14 protein-coding genes are annotated in these 16,462 nt (G+C 59.2%); 11 read left to right on the top strand and 3 right to left on the bottom strand.

Going from position 1 to position 16,462, the window contains the following annotated elements; translation table 11 throughout:
* Positions 1-174 precede the first annotated feature (174 nt).
* On the top strand, positions 175-1,473 hold the full coding sequence (gene argA / locus ACEN8E_RS28330; protein ID WP_007978929.1) for an amino-acid N-acetyltransferase: 1,299 nt from the start codon (positions 175-177) through the stop codon (positions 1,471-1,473).
* Positions 1,474-1,601: 128 nt separating this feature from the next.
* On the opposite strand, the gene tauA is transcribed toward argA, so the two are convergent.
* Positions 1,602-2,591, bottom strand: a complete 990-nt coding sequence (tauA, locus tag ACEN8E_RS28325; RefSeq protein WP_495590692.1) for a taurine ABC transporter substrate-binding protein — start codon at positions 2,589-2,591, stop codon at positions 1,602-1,604.
* Positions 2,592-2,954: 363 nt separating this feature from the next.
* Here tauA and ACEN8E_RS28320 point away from each other — a divergent pair, with 363 nt between their 5' ends.
* The 9 genes from ACEN8E_RS28320 to ACEN8E_RS28280 all read left to right on the top strand — a co-directional run bounded on the left by ACEN8E_RS28320 (position 2,955) and on the right by ACEN8E_RS28280 (position 11,963).
* Positions 2,955-4,295, top strand: coding sequence for an OprD family outer membrane porin (locus tag ACEN8E_RS28320; protein WP_429373477.1), 1,341 nt, complete (start codon positions 2,955-2,957; stop codon positions 4,293-4,295).
* Positions 4,296-4,706: 411 nt separating this feature from the next.
* The gene (locus ACEN8E_RS28315) at positions 4,707-6,050 is read left to right on the top strand and encodes an OprD family porin (protein ID WP_495590691.1); all 1,344 of its coding nucleotides are present in this window, start codon (positions 4,707-4,709) and stop codon (positions 6,048-6,050) included.
* Between the two features lie 291 nt (positions 6,051-6,341).
* Positions 6,342-6,980 (top strand): peroxiredoxin, encoded by a 639-nt coding sequence (locus tag ACEN8E_RS28310; protein ID WP_495590690.1) that lies wholly within the window; start codon positions 6,342-6,344, stop codon positions 6,978-6,980.
* Between the two features lie 316 nt (positions 6,981-7,296).
* On the top strand, positions 7,297-7,890 hold the full coding sequence (gene ssuE / locus ACEN8E_RS28305; protein ID WP_495590689.1) for an NADPH-dependent FMN reductase: 594 nt from the start codon (positions 7,297-7,299) through the stop codon (positions 7,888-7,890).
* 89 nt (positions 7,891-7,979) lie between these two features.
* Positions 7,980-8,945, top strand: coding sequence for a sulfonate ABC transporter substrate-binding protein (locus ACEN8E_RS28300; RefSeq protein ID WP_495590688.1), 966 nt, complete (start codon positions 7,980-7,982; stop codon positions 8,943-8,945).
* A gap of 25 nt (positions 8,946-8,970) precedes the next feature.
* Positions 8,971-10,119: an FMNH2-dependent alkanesulfonate monooxygenase gene (gene ssuD, locus ACEN8E_RS28295; protein WP_111282858.1), complete on the top strand. Its 1,149-nt coding sequence runs from the start codon at positions 8,971-8,973 to the stop codon at positions 10,117-10,119.
* Positions 10,120-10,128: 9 nt separating this feature from the next.
* The gene (ssuC, locus tag ACEN8E_RS28290; RefSeq protein ID WP_495590687.1) at positions 10,129-10,911 is read left to right on the top strand and encodes an aliphatic sulfonate ABC transporter permease SsuC; all 783 of its coding nucleotides are present in this window, start codon (positions 10,129-10,131) and stop codon (positions 10,909-10,911) included.
* Positions 10,908-11,714, top strand: coding sequence for an aliphatic sulfonates ABC transporter ATP-binding protein (ssuB, locus tag ACEN8E_RS28285; protein ID WP_495590686.1), 807 nt, complete (start codon positions 10,908-10,910; stop codon positions 11,712-11,714). Before ssuC ends, ssuB begins: the two co-directional genes overlap by 4 nt.
* A 33-nt stretch (positions 11,715-11,747) precedes the next feature.
* Positions 11,748-11,963: a TOBE domain-containing protein gene (locus tag ACEN8E_RS28280; protein WP_007967989.1), complete on the top strand. Its 216-nt coding sequence runs from the start codon at positions 11,748-11,750 to the stop codon at positions 11,961-11,963.
* Positions 11,964-12,139: 176 nt separating this feature from the next.
* On the opposite strand, the gene ACEN8E_RS28275 is transcribed toward ACEN8E_RS28280, so the two are convergent.
* Positions 12,140-12,778 carry a TetR/AcrR family transcriptional regulator gene (locus tag ACEN8E_RS28275; protein ID WP_495590685.1) on the bottom strand — a complete coding sequence of 213 codons (639 nt, stop codon included), beginning with the start codon at positions 12,776-12,778 and terminating at the stop codon, positions 12,140-12,142.
* Between the two features lie 226 nt (positions 12,779-13,004).
* Positions 13,005-14,381 carry a glutamine synthetase family protein gene (locus ACEN8E_RS28270; RefSeq protein ID WP_495590684.1) on the bottom strand — a complete coding sequence of 459 codons (1,377 nt, stop codon included), beginning with the start codon at positions 14,379-14,381 and terminating at the stop codon, positions 13,005-13,007.
* A 667-nt stretch (positions 14,382-15,048) separates the two neighbouring features.
* Between ACEN8E_RS28270 and ACEN8E_RS28265 the strand changes: the two genes are divergently transcribed.
* On the top strand, positions 15,049-16,407 hold the full coding sequence (locus ACEN8E_RS28265; RefSeq protein ID WP_495590683.1) for a glutamine synthetase family protein: 1,359 nt from the start codon (positions 15,049-15,051) through the stop codon (positions 16,405-16,407).
* Positions 16,408-16,462 lie beyond the last annotated feature (55 nt).

The following is a 16,462-nucleotide window of genomic DNA, read 5'->3' as shown; positions in this document are numbered from 1 at the left end:
ATCGCGAGCAAGCTCGCTCCTACAAGGTTTCGCGGTTAAATTGCCGGTACCCAAACCCGTATTCATGAGGAGAGCGCGCGTGTCGCCAAGCCTGTTCCGACGATAACCATCAGCCCGCTGTGCGTTTTCAGTTTCGCCCTTTTTTCGGCTGCTATTTATTACAGGCCCAGGTTCATGCCCGAATACGTCAATTGGCTTCGTCACGCTTCGCCCTATATCAACGCCCACCGCGATTGCACCTTTGTCGTCATGCTGCCCGGCGACGGCGTTGAGCATCCCAACTTCGGCAATATCGTCCACGACCTGGTGCTGTTGCACAGCCTGGGTGTGCGTCTGGTGCTGGTTCACGGCTCCCGGCCGCAAATCGAAGCGCGCCTCGCCGCCCGTGGCCTGACTCCGCATTACCATCACGGCATGCGCATCACCGATGCCGCGACCCTGGAGTGCGTGATCGACGCAGTTGGCCAGTTGCGCATTGCCATCGAGGCTCGCCTGTCGATGGACATGGCGTCGTCGCCGATGCAGGGTTCGCGCCTGCGGGTGGCCAGCGGCAACCTGGTGACGGCACGGCCGATCGGCGTGCTTGAGGGTGTCGACTATCACCACACCGGCGAAGTGCGTCGGGTCGACCGCAAAGGCATCAACCGCCTGCTGGACGAGCGCTCCATCGTGCTGCTGTCGCCCCTGGGCTATTCGCCGACCGGGGAGATTTTCAATCTCGCCTGCGAAGACGTCGCCACCCGCGCGGCCATCGACCTGGGCGCGGACAAACTGCTGCTGTTCGGTGCCGACCTGGGCCTGATCGACGAACACGGGCGCCTGGTACGCGAACTGCGTCCGCAGCAAGTGCCGGCGCATCTGCAACGGCTGGGCAGCAACTATCAGGCGGAATTGCTGGACGCCGCCGCCGAAGCTTGCCGTGGCGGCGTAGCCCGCAGCCATATTGTCAGTTATGCCGAAGACGGTGCGCTGCTGACCGAACTGTTCACCCGCGACGGTGGCGGTACGCTGGTGGCCCAGGAGCAGTTCGAAGTGGTGCGCGAAGCGGCCATTGAAGACGTCGGTGGTTTGCTGGACTTGATCAGTCCGCTGGAAGAGCAGGGCATCCTGGTGCGTCGTTCCCGCGAGGTGCTGGAACGCGAGATCGAGCAATTCAGTGTGGTTGAACGCGAAGGCATGATCATCGCCTGTGCGGCGCTGTACCAGATCGCCGATTCGGATGCCGGTGAACTGGCGTGCCTGGCGGTGAACCCGGAGTATCGCCATGGCGGTCGTGGTGATGAGCTGCTGGAACGTATCGAAACCCGCGCGCGTGCGCAGGGGTTGAAAACCTTGTTCGTCCTGACCACCCGCACCGCGCACTGGTTCCGCGAGCGTGGTTTCGAACCGAGCAGCGTCGACCGACTGCCGTCGGCGCGGGCATCGCTGTACAACTATCAGCGTAATTCGAAGATCTTCGAAAAAGCCCTTTGACCAGGATGCTGTCCCTGTAGGAGCGAGCTCGCTCGCGATGGACTCAAGAGCGCTGCGTTTAGTCAGTAAACACGCGGCATCGTTAACGACCATCGCGAGCGAGCTCGCTCCTACAAAGGTCGGTGGTGTTACTCGGTGACAAACTTCGCACTGACATACGGCGAATAATCCGGCAGCACCGTTTCAACCTTCCCTTGTTCCTTCAGGAATTTCGCCGTCTCGCCAATGGCCCTGGCTGTGCCACCGTCCAGCAGCGCGGTGCTCTGTTGCGCCTTGGCATCCGGGAAGGCGGAACCGGCCAATAGCTCCGGTACATCGGCGGCGTTGGCACCGGTCAGTTTGGCGATTTTTTGAACGGGCAGCGAATCTACGGTCCATTGGTCCTTGTGTGCCGCATAGTCGGTGAACGAATCCAGGGTGACCCTGGCGAACCTGGCCACGACCTCCGGATGTTTTTCGGCGTAGTCCTTGCGCGCCACCCAGACCTCAAAGGTTGGTGCGCCCCATTGGCCCACCTGCGCAGCGTCGGTCAGGGTCTTGCCAGTCTTGCGGATTTCCCCCAGGGCAGGCGACCAGACAAACGCGCCATCAATATCGCCGCGCTTCCAGGCTGCGGCGATTTCCGCTGGCTGCAGGTTCACCACTTTGACTTTCGAGCTGTCCAGGCCCCAGTGCTTCAACGCACCGAGCAGGCTGTAGTGGGAGGTTGAAACGAAAGGCGTGGCGATGGTCTTTCCAATCAGATCTTGCGGTTTTTCAATACCGCTGCCGTTGCGTACCACCAGCGCTTCGGCGGCATTGATCTGGGCCGAGACGATGAACGCAACGATCGGCAGGTTGCGCGAGGCGGCAGCGGCCAGCGGACTGGAGCCGAGATTGCCGATTTGCACATCGCCCGAGGCAATCGCCGTGACCACTTCCGGACCGCTGTTGAAGCGCCGCCAGTCGATGGGCTGGCCGATGGTTTTTTCATAAAGGCCATCGGCCTGGGGGACTTTGCTGGGGTCGATTCCGGTTTGATAGCCGACGGTGAGGTTCGCCGCCTGTGCCGTGAAAGAAAGTGCCAGCGATACACAAACTGTAACAATTGATCCGGATAGTGCGCGTTTGGTCGTCATGGGATCGCCTTTCGGTAAAGAATTTGTTTCCGATTTATGTCGGAAACTAATCGATCTAAAAAAGCGAAAATAAATACCGTTTAGTAATTAGCTTATGGGCAGAACCGTCTATTCTGAGGTAGTCGTGCAGTGGGGAGCTAAATTCCTAAACGGTATTAGAAAAGAATCGGGTAATTCTTTTCAGGTTCATGACGAAATCATGACCCAGCAGGGACCAAAAAATCGGGGATTAGACTATGGTCGTAGACACATATAGTTACGATTGACTTGTGGGTCACGGTCTGGCGCTAATCGCGCATCTTAGGATTTCGGGCATCGACTCGAGACCAGGAATACAAGAATTAGAATCGAGAGGAGCTACAAATGAACAAGTCCAACTTGGCTCTGGCCGTGGCCGTAGGGGTTTTGGCGCAGCAGGCAGGCGCCGCAGGTTTCCTGGAAGACAGCAAGGCTTCCATCAGCTCTCGCACCATGTATTACGACGCCGATATGCGCGAAGGCGCGAGCACGCCGGCTAACCGTCAGCGAGAAACCGCTGAGGGTCTGAAGTTCGATTACCTGTCCGGTTTCACCCAGGGTACCGTAGGTTTTGGTATCGACGCCCAGGCCCTGGTGGGTATCCACCTGGATGGCGGCAAGGGGCATCACCCGACCGGTAACGCCAACTCGTTCTTCCCGAGCGATGGCAATGAGGCGGCCGACGAGTGGAGCCGTCTGGATGGCAACGTCAAGGCGCGCTTCTCGAAGACCGAAGCCCACCTGGGTGGCGCTCTGGCACCGAACATGCCGATCCTGATCGCGAACGACAGCCGTCTGCTGCCGCAGACCTTTGACGGTGGCACCATCACCTCCAAAGAAATCGACAACGTGACCTTCAACCTGGGTCAACTGGAGCACGCGTCGGGTCGTGCCTCCTCGAACCGCACTGGCCTGTCTGTGGCTGGCGCGACTGAGGACAGCAACCAGTTCCGTTACGCCGGTGCCGACTGGAAGGTCACCAAAGACCTCCTGCTGCAGTACTACTACGCGAACCTGGAAGACTTCTACAAACAGAACTTCCTCGGCCTGGTGCACGTCTACCCGATCGCGGCCAACCAGTCGTTCAAGACCGATATTCGCTACTTCGACAGCAGCTCCGACGGCAAGAACGGTGACCCAGGTTTCCGTTTCAACAACAACAACGGTTTCGCCAAGAACCCGGGCGAGGTCGATAACAAGACCTGGAGCGCCACATTCACCTATACCCTGGGTGGCAGCGCGTTCCTGCTCGGCCATCAGCGTGTCAACGATGACGGCGGCTTCGTGTTCCTGAACCAGGGCAGCCTGATCGATGACAAAGGTCGCCAGGAAGGTGCCGGCGGCTCCAGCTTCTACTCGTTTACCGATGCCGTGGTGGGCAGCTTCATCCGCGCCGGTGAAAACACCACGTACGGTCAGTACTCCTATGACTTCGCGTCACTGGGTGTACCAGGCTTGAAAGCTTCGATTGCCTACTTGAATGGCCAGGACATCAAGGCAACCAGTGGTGTGGGTAAAGACCTGAGTGAGCACGAGACTGACGCGCGTATCGATTACGTGATTCAAACGGGCGCACTGAAAGGGTTTGGTACGACCCTGCGTCACGGTACCTACCGTGGCAACACCAGCACCCTTGATCAAGACCAGACCCGTCTGATCTTCAACTACACCTACAGCTTCATGTAATAGCCACAAGAAAAAGCCCCGTCGGTTGGCGGGGCTTTTTTTTGCGTTGAGTTTTATATTCCATAAACGCAGATGCTACTTCTTTTTTATTCTTTTTGGTTTTTTCATCCTCGCACTAAAGTGCGTCCTCCGACACTCATCCCTGAGCTCGGATTTGGCAATTTCCTCCCTCGACAATTGATCAGGTTCAGGTGTCGGCCCTGTCGCCGATACCTCGGTCCTGTCGTGGGAAGTCATATTCCATAGTGGTATTAAAAAATCTAAAATAATTCTTTTTGGCTTTAATGCCATGTATCCTGCGGCCCGCCAAATGACCGGCCTAGACGGTTTGCCGCGAAATTATGCATTCAGGATCCCGGGCAATCGATTCGGGACCAGGAACATCAGAATTAGAAATGAGAGGAGCGAAACATGAACAAATCCACCTTGGCCATTGCTGTGGCCGTCGGGGTATTGGCCCAGCAGGCAAATGCCGCGGGTTTTATCGAAGACAGCAAGGCAACATTGGGGCTGCGTAATTTCTACATCAACACTGACAACCGTGACGGTGCCGGTGCCAACAAAAACGAAGAATGGGGCCAGGGCTTCGATCTGCGTTTCATCTCCGGCTACACCCAAGGCACTGTCGGCTTCGGTATCGATGCGATCGGCCTGTTGGGCGTCAAGCTGGATTCGGGCGGCGGCACCAACGGCGCCACGGCGACCTCTTACGGCGGCACGGTTTTCCCGAGCAAATCCAATGGCGAGGCAGTAGATGATTTCTCCAGCCTGGGCCTTACCGCCAAAGCCAAGGTTTCCCAGACCGAACTGAAGCTGGGCACCCTGCAGCCGAAAAACCCGGTGATCGTGACCAACGATGGCCGCCTGCTACCGCAAACCTGGCAGGGTGGCCAGATCACGTCCGGCGACATCAAGGATCTGACGCTGGTCGGTGGCCAGATCGAAGCCGTCAAAGGCCGTAACTCCAGCAACAATGAGCAGATGTCGATTTCGGGCGCGAACACTCGCGGCAGCAAATTCCGCGACAGCAACAAGTTCATCTATGCCGGTGGCGACTACAAGGTCACCAAGGACCTGACTGCCCAGTACTACTACGGCAACCTGGAAGAGTTCTACAAGCAACACTTCCTGGGTCTGGTTCACAACTGGGCTATCGGCCCGGGCGTGTTGAAGTCGGACTTCCGTTACTTCAACAGCTCCGACGACGGTGCCAACGGTCACGACCCTCTGTTCTTCACCACTGGCAACTACAGCGGTGCAGCCAACGGTAAAGGCAAGGTCGACAACAACCTGTACAGCGGCCTGTTCCTGTACAGCGTTGCCGGTCACACCTTCGGTGGCGGTTATCAGGTCAGCAACGGCAGCAGCGACTTCCCTTGGCTGAACCAGGGTGACGGTTCGTCGAACTACACCATCACCGATTCGCAAATCCAGAAGTTCGGCCGTGCCGGCGAGAAAACCTGGCTAGCACGCTACTCGTTCGACTTCGCCAAGGTCGGCGTACCTGGTCTGACGGCGGGTCTGGTGTACCTGCACGGCGACGATATCGATACCGTCAACGCCAAGGGTGGCGAGGCGGCCAATGGTGCTTCCGAGTGGGAGCGCGATCTGAGCGTGGCTTACGTCGTTCAGGAAGGTCCGCTGAAAAACCTGGGTCTGGCGTGGAAAAACGCTACCTGGCGCACCGACCTGCCGAACACCCGTTCGCAGGACGAAAACCGCCTGATCGTCAGCTACTCGATCCCGCTGTTGTAATAGCGCTCGCGTAACCGAGACAAAAAAGCCCCGCCCGGTATTGCACCGGGCGGGGCTTTTACATTTTCAAGACGGGTTCACCCCCGTAATCCCGCCTTGAAGTTCCCTCTTTGCAGCAACTCAAGGCCTTCTCGAACCTCATGGCCGATGTTCGGTGGGTTGCGCGTGTACGTCCAGTGAACAGATCTTTAATATTTCTTAATGATCTAAATAAATCGATATTTATTCTTTTTAATAGATAAAAAACACAGGCACAGTTGAACCCATCAAGCACTCACAAGGAGCAGCACCATGGGTCTCAGACTTGGCGATATCGCCCCCGATTTCGAACAGAACTCCAGCGCCGGCATCATCCGTTTCCATCAGTGGCTGGGCGATAGCTGGGGCGTGCTGTTTTCCCATCCGGCGGATTTCACGCCAGTGTGCACCACCGAACTGGGTTTCACCGCCAGGCTCAAGGATGAATTTGCGGCGCGCGGCGTCAAGGCTATCGCACTGTCCGTTGACCCCGTCGAGTCGCACCACAAGTGGATCGAGGACATCAACGAAACCCAGGGCACCGTGGTCAACTTTCCGATCCTCGATGACGCCGACCGCAAGGTCTCGGACCTCTACGACCTGATCCATCCCCATGCCAACGACACCCTGACCGTGCGTTCTCTGTTCGTGATCGATCCGAACAAAAAGGTCCGGCTGACGATTACCTACCCGGCGAGCACCGGCCGCAACTTCAATGAAATCCTGCGGGTGATCGACTCGCTGCAACTCACCGACAACTTCAAGGTGGCCACCCCGGCCAACTGGCAGGACGGTGACGAGGTGGTGATCGTGCCGTCGCTCAAGGATGAGGATGAAATCAGACAGCGCTTTCCCAAGGGATATCGCGCGGTGAAGCCTTATCTGCGCCTGACGCCGCAGCCGAACCGGTAATCCATTCATTTGTGGTGGAGCGGATGCCGCTTTCGCGAGCAGGCTCGCTCCCACAGTTGATCGCGTACTCATGTGGGAGCGAGCCTGCTCGCGAAGGCGATAGCCTAGGCACCACAGTTATCTCACAAAGCAGGGGATTTCAGGCCGTTTCGACGGCCTGTTTTTTTGCCTGGAAGAAACGAATCTTTATATCTCTTAAATGCATAACCAAATGAATAAATATGATTTATGGATATATAAATCAGCTGATAAGGTCACTCCATCGAAGCGAGATCGCAAACCGCGAATCGCCAGCACTACGCAAGGAATCGTCTGAATGTTGGTTGTCTCGATCGGTGGCAGTCCCAGTCTGCGCTCTCGTTCCGGAGTGTTGCTGGATCGCTCCCGGAAATGGTTACAGGAGCAGGGCGTGGAAGTGGTCAGTTATCAGGTACGGGACTTCCCGGCCGAGGACTTGCTGCACGCACGCTTCGACAGCCCCAAGGTCATCGACCTGCTGCAACAGATTGAAAACGCCGATGGCCTGCTGATCGCCACACCGGTTTACAAGGCATCGTTTTCCGGAGCCCTGAAAGTCTTGCTGGATCTGCTGCCCGAACGCGCCCTGAGCCACAAGGTTGTTTTGCCAATGGCTACAGGCGGCAGCATCGCCCACATGCTGGTGGTGGATTACGCGCTCAAGCCGGTGTTGTCGGCATTGAAGGCCCAGGAAATGCTGCAAGGGATTTTCGCCATCGACAGCCAGGTCGCTTACGGCGAAGGCAGCGCCCAGGCGCAATTGGCGCCGGAGCTGGAGCAACGCTTACAAGAAGCGCTGGAGCAGTTTTCCAGCGCCATGGCGCGACGGCCCAAACCGCTCGATCCGAACCTGTTGAATGATCGTTTGTTGAGTGCTCGCTGGAGCATTTAAGCCTCACCGAAAATTGAAGTACTGGCCTTACTCGCCCGCCAACGGGCAAGCAGGTGCAGCCAAAACCCAACTGCAGAAAGGAGAGCGCCATGCGCCCTGTCATTTTGCGTCGTGGTCTGGTCGCTCTGTTTGCTGCGGCTGTCACCTTCGGCGCCATTACTCAAGCTCAGGCCGAGACGCTACGAATCGGCTATCAGAAATACGGCACCCTGGTGCTGCTCAAAGCCAAGGGCACCCTGGAAAAACGCCTCGCCGCCCAAGGTGTGGACGTGCAATGGACTGAATTCCCCGGCGGCCCGCAACTGCTTGAAGGCTTGAACGTCGGCTCCATCGACTTCGGCGTCACCGGCGAGACTCCGCCAGTGTTCGCTCAGGCAGCCGGTGCTGATTTGCTCTACGTCGCCTACGAACCACCAGCGCCGCACAGTGAGGCGATCCTGGTGCCGAAGGACTCGGCAATCAAATCGGTGGCAGAGCTCAAGGGCAAGAAAGTCGTGCTCAACAAGGGCTCCAACGTGCACTACCTGCTGGTGCGTGCACTGGAGGACGCCGGCCTCAAATACACCGATGTCCAGACGGTATTCCTGCCACCGGCCGATGCCCGCGCTGCGTTCGAGCGTGGCAGCGTCGACGCCTGGGTCATCTGGGACCCGTACCAGGCGGCCGCCGAACAACAGCTGCAAGCGCGCACCCTGCGTGACGGCCAGGGCCTCGTCGACAACCATCAGTTCTACCTGGCGACCAAACCTTACGCGCAAAAAAATCCCGAGGTGATCAAGACCCTGGTGGAAGAAGTGCGGGCAGTGGGCGAGTGGTCCAAGGCCAATCCCCAGGACGTGACCCAGCAGGTGTCGCCACTGCTCGGCCTGCCGGCGGACATCACCCTGACCTCGGTGAAACGCCAGGGTTACGGCGCGCTGTTCCTCACCCCGGAAGTGGTCGCCGCACAGCAGAAAATCGCCGACAGCTTTTACCAGCTCAAGCTGATTCCTAAGCCGCTCAGCATCCAAGACGTGATCTGGACGCCGCCGGCCGCCGTGGCCAAAGCCCAATAATTCGATTTCCCAAGGAGACCACTCCATGAGCCTCAATATCTTCTGGTTCCTGCCTACCCACGGCGACGGCCATTACCTTGGCACCGCCGAAGGCGCCCGCGCCGTTGACCACGGTTACCTGCAACAAGTCGCGCAAGCGGCGGATCGCCTGGGTTTCGGCGGGGTGCTGATTCCCACCGGCCGCTCCTGCGAAGACTCGTGGCTGGTGGCGGCATCGCTGATTCCGGTGACCCAGCGTCTGAAGTTCCTTGTCGCCCTGCGCCCCGGGATCATTTCCCCGACGGTGGCGGCGCGTCAGGCCGCGACCCTGGATCGGCTGTCTGGCGGACGGGCGTTGTTCAATCTGGTGACGGGTGGTGATCCGGAGGAGTTGGCGGGCGATGGACTGTTCCTCAGTCACGAAGAGCGCTACCAGGCTTCTGTGGAGTTCACCCGCATCTGGCGCCGCGTGCTGGAAGGCGAAACCGTCGATTACGACGGCCAGCACATCAGCGTGAAGGGGGCGAAGTTGCTCTATCCGCCGATCCAGCAGCCGCGTCCACCGCTGTACTTCGGCGGCTCGTCGGAAGCCGCGCAGGATCTGGCGGCAGAGCAGGTGGAAATGGTCCTCACCTGGGGCGAGCCACCGGCCGCCGTGGCGGAAAAGATCGAGCAGGTCCGTGCCAAAGCCGCCAAGCTCGGACGTACTGTGCGCTTTGGCATCCGCTTGCATGTGATCGTACGCGAAACCAATGCCGAGGCCTGGCAAGCGGCGGATCGACTGATCTCGCATCTGGACGACGACACCATCGCTCGTGCCCAGGCTTCGCTGGCGCGTTTCGATTCGGTCGGTCAGCAGCGCATGGCCGCCTTGCATGGCGGCAACCGCGACAACCTGGAAGTAAGCCCCAACCTGTGGGCCGGTGTTGGTCTGGTGCGCGGCGGTGCCGGTACAGCGTTGGTGGGCGATGGCCCGACCGTGGCTGCCCGCGTGAAGGAGTATGCGGACCTGGGCATCGACACCTTTATTTTTTCCGGATACCCGCACCTGGAAGAGTCGTATCGGGTGGCGGAGCTGCTGTTCCCGCACCTCGATGTCGAGCGTCCCGAGCTGCCGAAAAGTGCCGGTTACGTCAGCCCGTTCGGCGAGATGGTCGCCAACGACATTCTGCCCAAAGCTGCGTCCCAGAGCTGAGGCGCAGTCATGAAGAAAATCATCCACAGCCTGGCGCCCTGGGCGTTGCCGGTGTTGCTGCTGGCGGTGTGGCAGTTGAGTGTGTCGGCGGGCTGGTTGTCGACACGGATTCTGCCGGCGCCGATTGCCGTGATCGAAGCCGGCGTGAGCCTGGTGCGCAGCGGCGAAATCTGGACGCACCTGGCTATCAGTGGCTGGCGTGCCGCGCTGGGTTTCACCATTGGTGGCGGCATCGGTCTGACCCTGGGCTTTATCACCGGCCTGTCGAAGTGGGGCGAACGCCTGCTCGACAGTTCGGTGCAGATGATCCGCAACGTGCCGCACCTGGCGCTGATTCCGCTGGTGATTCTCTGGTTCGGCATCGACGAGTCGGCGAAGATTTTCCTGGTGGCGCTGGGCACGTTGTTCCCGATTTACCTCAACACCTATCACGGCATCCGCAACGTCGACCCGGCGTTGGTGGAGATGTCGCGTAGCTATGGCCTGACCGGTTTCAGCCTGTTCTGGCAGGTGATTCTGCCAGGGGCGCTGCCTTCGATTCTGGTCGGCGTGCGTTTCGCCCTGGGTTTCATGTGGCTGACGCTGATCGTCGCGGAAACCATTTCCGCGAGTTCCGGCATCGGCTACCTGGCCATGAATGCCCGGGAGTTTTTACAGACTGACGTGGTGGTACTGGCGATCCTGTTGTACGCGGTACTCGGCAAACTGGCCGACCTCGCGGCCCGTGGACTTGAGCGTGTGTGGCTGCGCTGGCACCCGGCGTATCAGGTCACCAAGGGAGGTGCGGCATGATCGCGGAACAACCTCCACGCCTGCTGCGCGGGATTCCGCTGGCGGTGCGCAAGCTGCAAAAGACCTTTGGCGCGCGACAGGTGCTGCGTGAGATCGACCTGCACATTCCGGCCGGCCAGTTTGTCGCCGTGGTGGGCCGCAGTGGTTGCGGTAAAAGCACCTTGCTGCGCTTGCTCGCCGGCCTCGACCAGCCAACGGGCGGTGAATTGCTGGCCGGTGCCGCACCGCTGAGTGAGGCGCGGGAGGACACGCGGCTGATGTTCCAGGAAGCGCGTTTGCTGCCCTGGAAAAAGATCATCGACAACGTCGGTCTTGGCCTCAAGGGCAACTGGCGGCCGCAAGCGTTGCAAGCCCTGGAAGCGGTCGGTCTGGCCGATCGTGCCCACGAGTGGCCGGCAGCGCTGTCCGGCGGACAGAAACAGCGCGTGGCGTTGGCCCGTGCATTGATTCATCAGCCGCGCCTGCTGTTGCTCGACGAACCCTTGGGCGCGCTGGATGCCCTGACCCGAATTGAAATGCAGCAACTGATCGAACGGCTCTGGCAACAGCATGGCTTTACCGTGTTGCTGGTCACCCACGACGTCAGCGAAGCGGTGGCGATTGCCGATCGGGTGATCCTGATCGAAGAGGGCGAAGTCGGCCTCGACCTGCATGTCGACCTGCCACGCCCCCGGGCTCGTGGCTCCCATCGGCTGGCGGCGCTGGAAACCGAAGTGCTCAACCGCGTGCTGGCGCTACCCGGCCAGCCGCCGGAACCGGAACCTGTTTCACCCTTGCCTACGCAATTGCGCTGGGCTCAATAACTCAAGTCTTATCCCACGACAGGAATCAACATCATGACTATCAAAGCCATCAACGTTCGTAACCAGTTCAAAGGCTCCATCAAGGAAATCGTCCTCGGCGACGTGCTGTCGGAAATCGACGTGCAGACCGCATCCGGCATCGTCACGTCGGTGATCACCACGCGTTCAGTGAAAGAGCTGGAGCTGGCGGTCGGCAGTGAAGTGATCGCGTTCGTGAAATCCACCGAGGTGTCGATCGCCAAGTTGTAAGCAGCATGCGTAAACAACAACCCCGAAGGGTTTGAGCCCTTCGGGGTTTTTTGTGCGTGTGATTCATAGAGATCGGTGGTGTGGCCTTCGCGAGCAGGCTCGCTCCCACATTTGGAATGCGCTTCCCTGTGGGAGCGAGCCTGCTCGCGAAGAGGCCGGTAAGGCCAATCAAGAAATCAGACTGGAATGCTGCGCTTGGGCAAATATGGCGGCAGATACAACCCGATGTAAGCATCAAACACTCGCATCCCTTCCTCGGCCATGCGCGGTGTAATCTGCCCATGCTGCTGCACCGAACGCGCATACACCCGGTCGCCAAGCTCCATGGCCAGGGCGAACACATCGACGTCGCTCGGTAATGTCGGCAGTTCGAAGTGATGGTCGAACAGTTTGTGCATCAGATCGCCCAGCTCGATGTCGTGTTGGCGGTCGGCCTGGGTGACTTCGGTCAGGCCGTGTTGGGCCAGGATGAGTTGGCGGGCGGCGGCGTCCTCTGCGTAAATGTCGAGCATACGTTGTTCCACCAGTCGCGACAGGTCGCGCCAACCGCTCAAGGACGGGTGATCGATGGGGGCTTGCAGGCAGGCGCGGAAGGCGGCGTGGATGTCGGCGGTCAAGGCTTCAAGCAACGCCGGTACGCTGGCGAAAAAGTGGTAGACCGAGGAGGGCGGTATCTCCGCGCGCTCGGCGACGCTGTAGATCGACAGACTGGCCACGCCCTCGGCGGCCAACAGCGTGCGGGCCGCATCGAGTATCGAGTCGATCCGGGCCTGGCTGCGTGCGCGGGGTTTGCGGGGGGTGGCTACGCGTGTCATTGGAGTCTCCTGCGGGGCAGCGGGCATTGTACGAGCCGGGTTGTGTGTTGTCTTCTCAGCCGCCTTCGCGAGCAGGCTCGCTCCCACAGTTACCGGTGTGGACATGCATTCTCCATACGCAGGAAATCCCTTGTGGGAGCGAGCCTGCTCGCGATCCGCCGCAGGCGGCCATAAAAAAACGCCGTCGGCATTTCCAGCCGGCGGCGTTCTTTTTCACTGCAACCGCTTAAACGGTATGCAGGTACCAGTTGTACTCGAGGTCGGAGATAGAGTGTTCGAACTCCTCCAGCTCGCTCTCTTTACAGGCCACGAAAATATCGATGTATTTCGGATCGATGTACTTGGCCATGACTTCGCTGTCGTCCAGCTCGCGCAGGGCATCGCGCAGGTTGTTCGGCAGGCTCTGCTCGTTCTGCTCGTAGCTGTTGCCTTCGACCGGAGCGCCAGGTTCGATCTTGTTGGTCAGGCCGTGGTGAACGCCGGCCAATACCGAAGCCATCAGCAGGTACGGGTTGGCATCGGCGCCGGCCACGCGGTGTTCCAGGCGCACGGCGTCGGAAGAACCAGTCGGTACGCGCAGGGCTACGGTACGGTTGTCCAGGCCCCAGCTTGGCGAGTTCGGCACATAGAACTGTGCGCCGAAACGACGGTAGGAGTTGACGTTCGGGCAGAGGAAAGCCATCTGCGCCGGCAGGGTCTCGAGCACACCGCCGATCGCGTGACGCAGTGCGGCGTTCTGCTCGGGATCCTCGCTGGCAAAAATGTTCTTGCCATCTTTATCAAGAATCGAGATATGGACGTGCAGACCATTACCCGCCTGGCCTGGATACGGCTTGGCCATGAAGGTGGTGTCCATCTCATGGTCATAGGCAATGTTTTTGATCAGACGCTTGAGCAGGACTGCGTAGTCGCACGCCTTGATCGGGTCAGCCACGTGGTGCAGGTTCACTTCGAACTGCGCCGGGGCACTTTCCTTGACGATGGCGTCGGCCGGGATGCCCTGCTCTTTGGCACCTTCCAGAATGTCCTGGAGGCAGTCGACGTACTCGTCGAGGTCGTCGATCAGGTAGACCTGTGTCGAGTGCGGACGCTTGCCGGAAACCGGCGAACGAGGTGGTTGCGGACGACCGTTCACGTTCTCCTGGTCGATCAGGTAGAACTCCAGTTCGAACGCGGCGCAGATGGTCAGGCCCATTTCGTCGAACTTGCGCACGACATTGGCCAGCACTTCGCGCGGGTCGGCGAAGAATGGCTCGCCTTCGAGTTCGTGCATGGTCATCAACAGTTGCGCAGTAGGGCGCTTCTGCCATGGCTCATTGCACAGGGTATCGGGGATTGGATAGCAGATTCGATCGGCGTCGCCGATGTCCAGGCCCAGGCCGGTGCTTTCCACCGTGGAGCCATTGATATCCAGAGCAAATAGAGAGGCCGGCAGGTTGATGCCTTTCTCGTAAACCTTGTGGAGGCTGGTGCGTTCGATGCGCTTGCCGCGCACCACACCATTCATATCCGCAATCAGAAGGTCAACGTACAGAACCTCAGGATGTTCCTTAAGGAACGCGTTCGCTTCGTTAAGCTGAACGGCACGCGGGGGTACCGACATGATGCAACACCTTTGTTGTTAAAAATATCAATCATTGATCTTTTCAGATTCCAGTCAACCCGAACGGCATGCCGAAGTCAAGCGAGGCCTTTTTTGCCCTAAAAAAGCGCTCGTGTGGCTTTTTTGAGGCGCTTTGGGGCGTTTTTGCTTCGCCGGCCCCGGCGGTGGCCGCGAGCTTGAGCGGGCCGTGTTGTATTTTTTACGGGGGTGTTGTGTAAAAAAATGAACAAGGCTAAGCTCGAATCAAACCCATAACAGCAATAATACCGGGGTGCTTCATGTCTCGCCTGCCGATAATCGGCATCACCGACTGCTCAAGACAGGTCGGTCGGCATGTTTATCACGTCAGTGGTAACAGGCCCGTCCGTTCCATGACCTCAGCGATTGCGGTGATCCTCCCGTCCCTGACGGCTCGTCCGTCCCCGTCCGTTATTCTGGACGGTCGCGATGGCACCCCCATTACGGTTACTCCATTCAATATAGAACCGATTCACAATAGCGGCCTGACCATTGTTCAGGGCACCGCTCGCAATTCTGCACGCCCGGCCTCTGCAGCAGTGTTGGCAAACACGATAATCTGCCGCAGGAACGCTCTACAACGCGACGCCGATGCGTCAATCAGCGCCTGACCTTAAAAGGGTCAGACAACTCAAGCCTAGAGGCATTTATGAGTAACAACCTCGACCAGCTCACCGATTGGTTGAAAAACCACAAGATCACAGAAGTCGAATGCATGATCGCCGACTTGACCGGGATTACCCGGGGCAAGATTTCGCCGACCAACAAATTCATCGCCGAAAAGGGCATGCGCCTGCCAGAAAGCGTGCTGCTGCAGACCGTGACCGGCGATTACGTCGAAGACGACATCTATTACGAACTGCTCGACCCGGCCGACATCGACATGGTCTGCAAGCCGGACGCCGACGCCGTTTACGTGGTGCCGTGGGCCATCGAGCCGACCGCCATCGTCATCCACGATACCTACGACAAGCAAGGCAACCCGATCGAGCTGTCGCCGCGCAACGTGCTCAAGAAAGTCCTGAAACTCTATGCCGACAAAGGCTGGCAGCCAATCGTGGCGCCGGAAATGGAGTTTTACCTGACCAAGCGCAGTGACGACCCGGACTACCCGCTGCAACCGCCGATCGGCCGCTCCGGTCGCCCGGAAATCGGTCGTCAGTCGTTCTCCATTGAAGCGGCGAACGAATTCGATCCATTGTTCGAAGACGTTTACGACTGGTGCGAACTGCAGGACCTGGACCTCGACACGCTGATCCACGAGGACGGCACCGCGCAGATGGAAATCAACTTCCGTCACGGCGATGCCCTGTCCCTGGCCGACCAGATCCTGGTGTTCAAGCGCACCATGCGCGAAGCCGCGCTCAAGCACGACGTGGCCGCGACCTTCATGGCCAAGCCGATGACCGGTGAGCCGGGCAGTGCCATGCACTTGCACCAGAGCATCGTCGACATCGAGACCGGCAAGAACATCTTCTCCAACGACGACGGGACCATGAGCCAGTTGTTCCTGCACCACATCGGTGGCCTGCAGAAACTCATTCCCGAACTGTTGCCGCTGTTCGCCCCGAACGTGAACTCGTTCCGCCGCTTCCTGCCGGACACTTCGGCACCCGTGAACGTGGAGTGGGGCGAAGAAAACCGCACGGTGGGCCTGCGGGTACCGGATGCCGGGCCGCAAAATCGTCGGGTGGAAAACCGCCTGCCAGGCGCCGATGCCAACCCTTACCTGGCGATTGCCGCGAGCCTGCTCTGCGGCTACATCGGCATGGTCGAAGGCCTGAACCCGAGTGCGCCGGTGGTGGGGCGCGGCTATGAACGCCGCAACCTGCGCCTGCCGCTCACCATCGAGGACGCGCTGGAACGCATGGAAAACAGCGCGACCATCGAGCGTTACCTGGGCAAAAATTTCATCACTGGCTACGTCGCGGTCAAGCGGGCCGAGCATGAAAACTTCAAGCGCGTCATCAGTTCGTGGGAAAGGGAATTCCTGCTCTTTGCCGTCTGATACGCCGGGCGCCGTCGCTACCTGTCGGCGCTTTCAACTGATTTTTTTAGGAGAT

It is taken from the genome of Pseudomonas sp. Pseusp9, from assembly GCF_059491265.1.
The sequence above is the reverse complement of the archived record's forward strand: the minus strand, read 5'-3'. Positions and strand labels throughout refer to the sequence as shown.

What these genes read in the sequence shown, in the direction of transcription:
- argA (WP_007978929.1), top strand. Translation starts at nt 175, where the DNA reads ATGCCCGAATACGTCAATTGGCTTCGTCACGCTTCGCCCTATATCAAC.
- tauA (WP_495590692.1), bottom strand. Translation starts at nt 2,591, where the DNA reads ATGACGACCAAACGCGCACTATCCGGATCAATTGTTACAGTTTGTGTA.
- ACEN8E_RS28320 (WP_429373477.1), top strand. Translation starts at nt 2,955, where the DNA reads ATGAACAAGTCCAACTTGGCTCTGGCCGTGGCCGTAGGGGTTTTGGCG.
- ACEN8E_RS28315 (WP_495590691.1), top strand. Translation starts at nt 4,707, where the DNA reads ATGAACAAATCCACCTTGGCCATTGCTGTGGCCGTCGGGGTATTGGCC.
- ACEN8E_RS28310 (WP_495590690.1), top strand. Translation starts at nt 6,342, where the DNA reads ATGGGTCTCAGACTTGGCGATATCGCCCCCGATTTCGAACAGAACTCC.
- ssuE (WP_495590689.1), top strand. Translation starts at nt 7,297, where the DNA reads ATGTTGGTTGTCTCGATCGGTGGCAGTCCCAGTCTGCGCTCTCGTTCC.
- ACEN8E_RS28300 (WP_495590688.1), top strand. Translation starts at nt 7,980, where the DNA reads ATGCGCCCTGTCATTTTGCGTCGTGGTCTGGTCGCTCTGTTTGCTGCG.
- ssuD (WP_111282858.1), top strand. Translation starts at nt 8,971, where the DNA reads ATGAGCCTCAATATCTTCTGGTTCCTGCCTACCCACGGCGACGGCCAT.
- ssuC (WP_495590687.1), top strand. Translation starts at nt 10,129, where the DNA reads ATGAAGAAAATCATCCACAGCCTGGCGCCCTGGGCGTTGCCGGTGTTG.
- ssuB (WP_495590686.1), top strand. Translation starts at nt 10,908, where the DNA reads ATGATCGCGGAACAACCTCCACGCCTGCTGCGCGGGATTCCGCTGGCG.
- ACEN8E_RS28280 (WP_007967989.1), top strand. Translation starts at nt 11,748, where the DNA reads ATGACTATCAAAGCCATCAACGTTCGTAACCAGTTCAAAGGCTCCATC.
- ACEN8E_RS28275 (WP_495590685.1), bottom strand. Translation starts at nt 12,778, where the DNA reads ATGACACGCGTAGCCACCCCCCGCAAACCCCGCGCACGCAGCCAGGCC.
- ACEN8E_RS28270 (WP_495590684.1), bottom strand. Translation starts at nt 14,381, where the DNA reads ATGTCGGTACCCCCGCGTGCCGTTCAGCTTAACGAAGCGAACGCGTTC.
- ACEN8E_RS28265 (WP_495590683.1), top strand. Translation starts at nt 15,049, where the DNA reads ATGAGTAACAACCTCGACCAGCTCACCGATTGGTTGAAAAACCACAAG.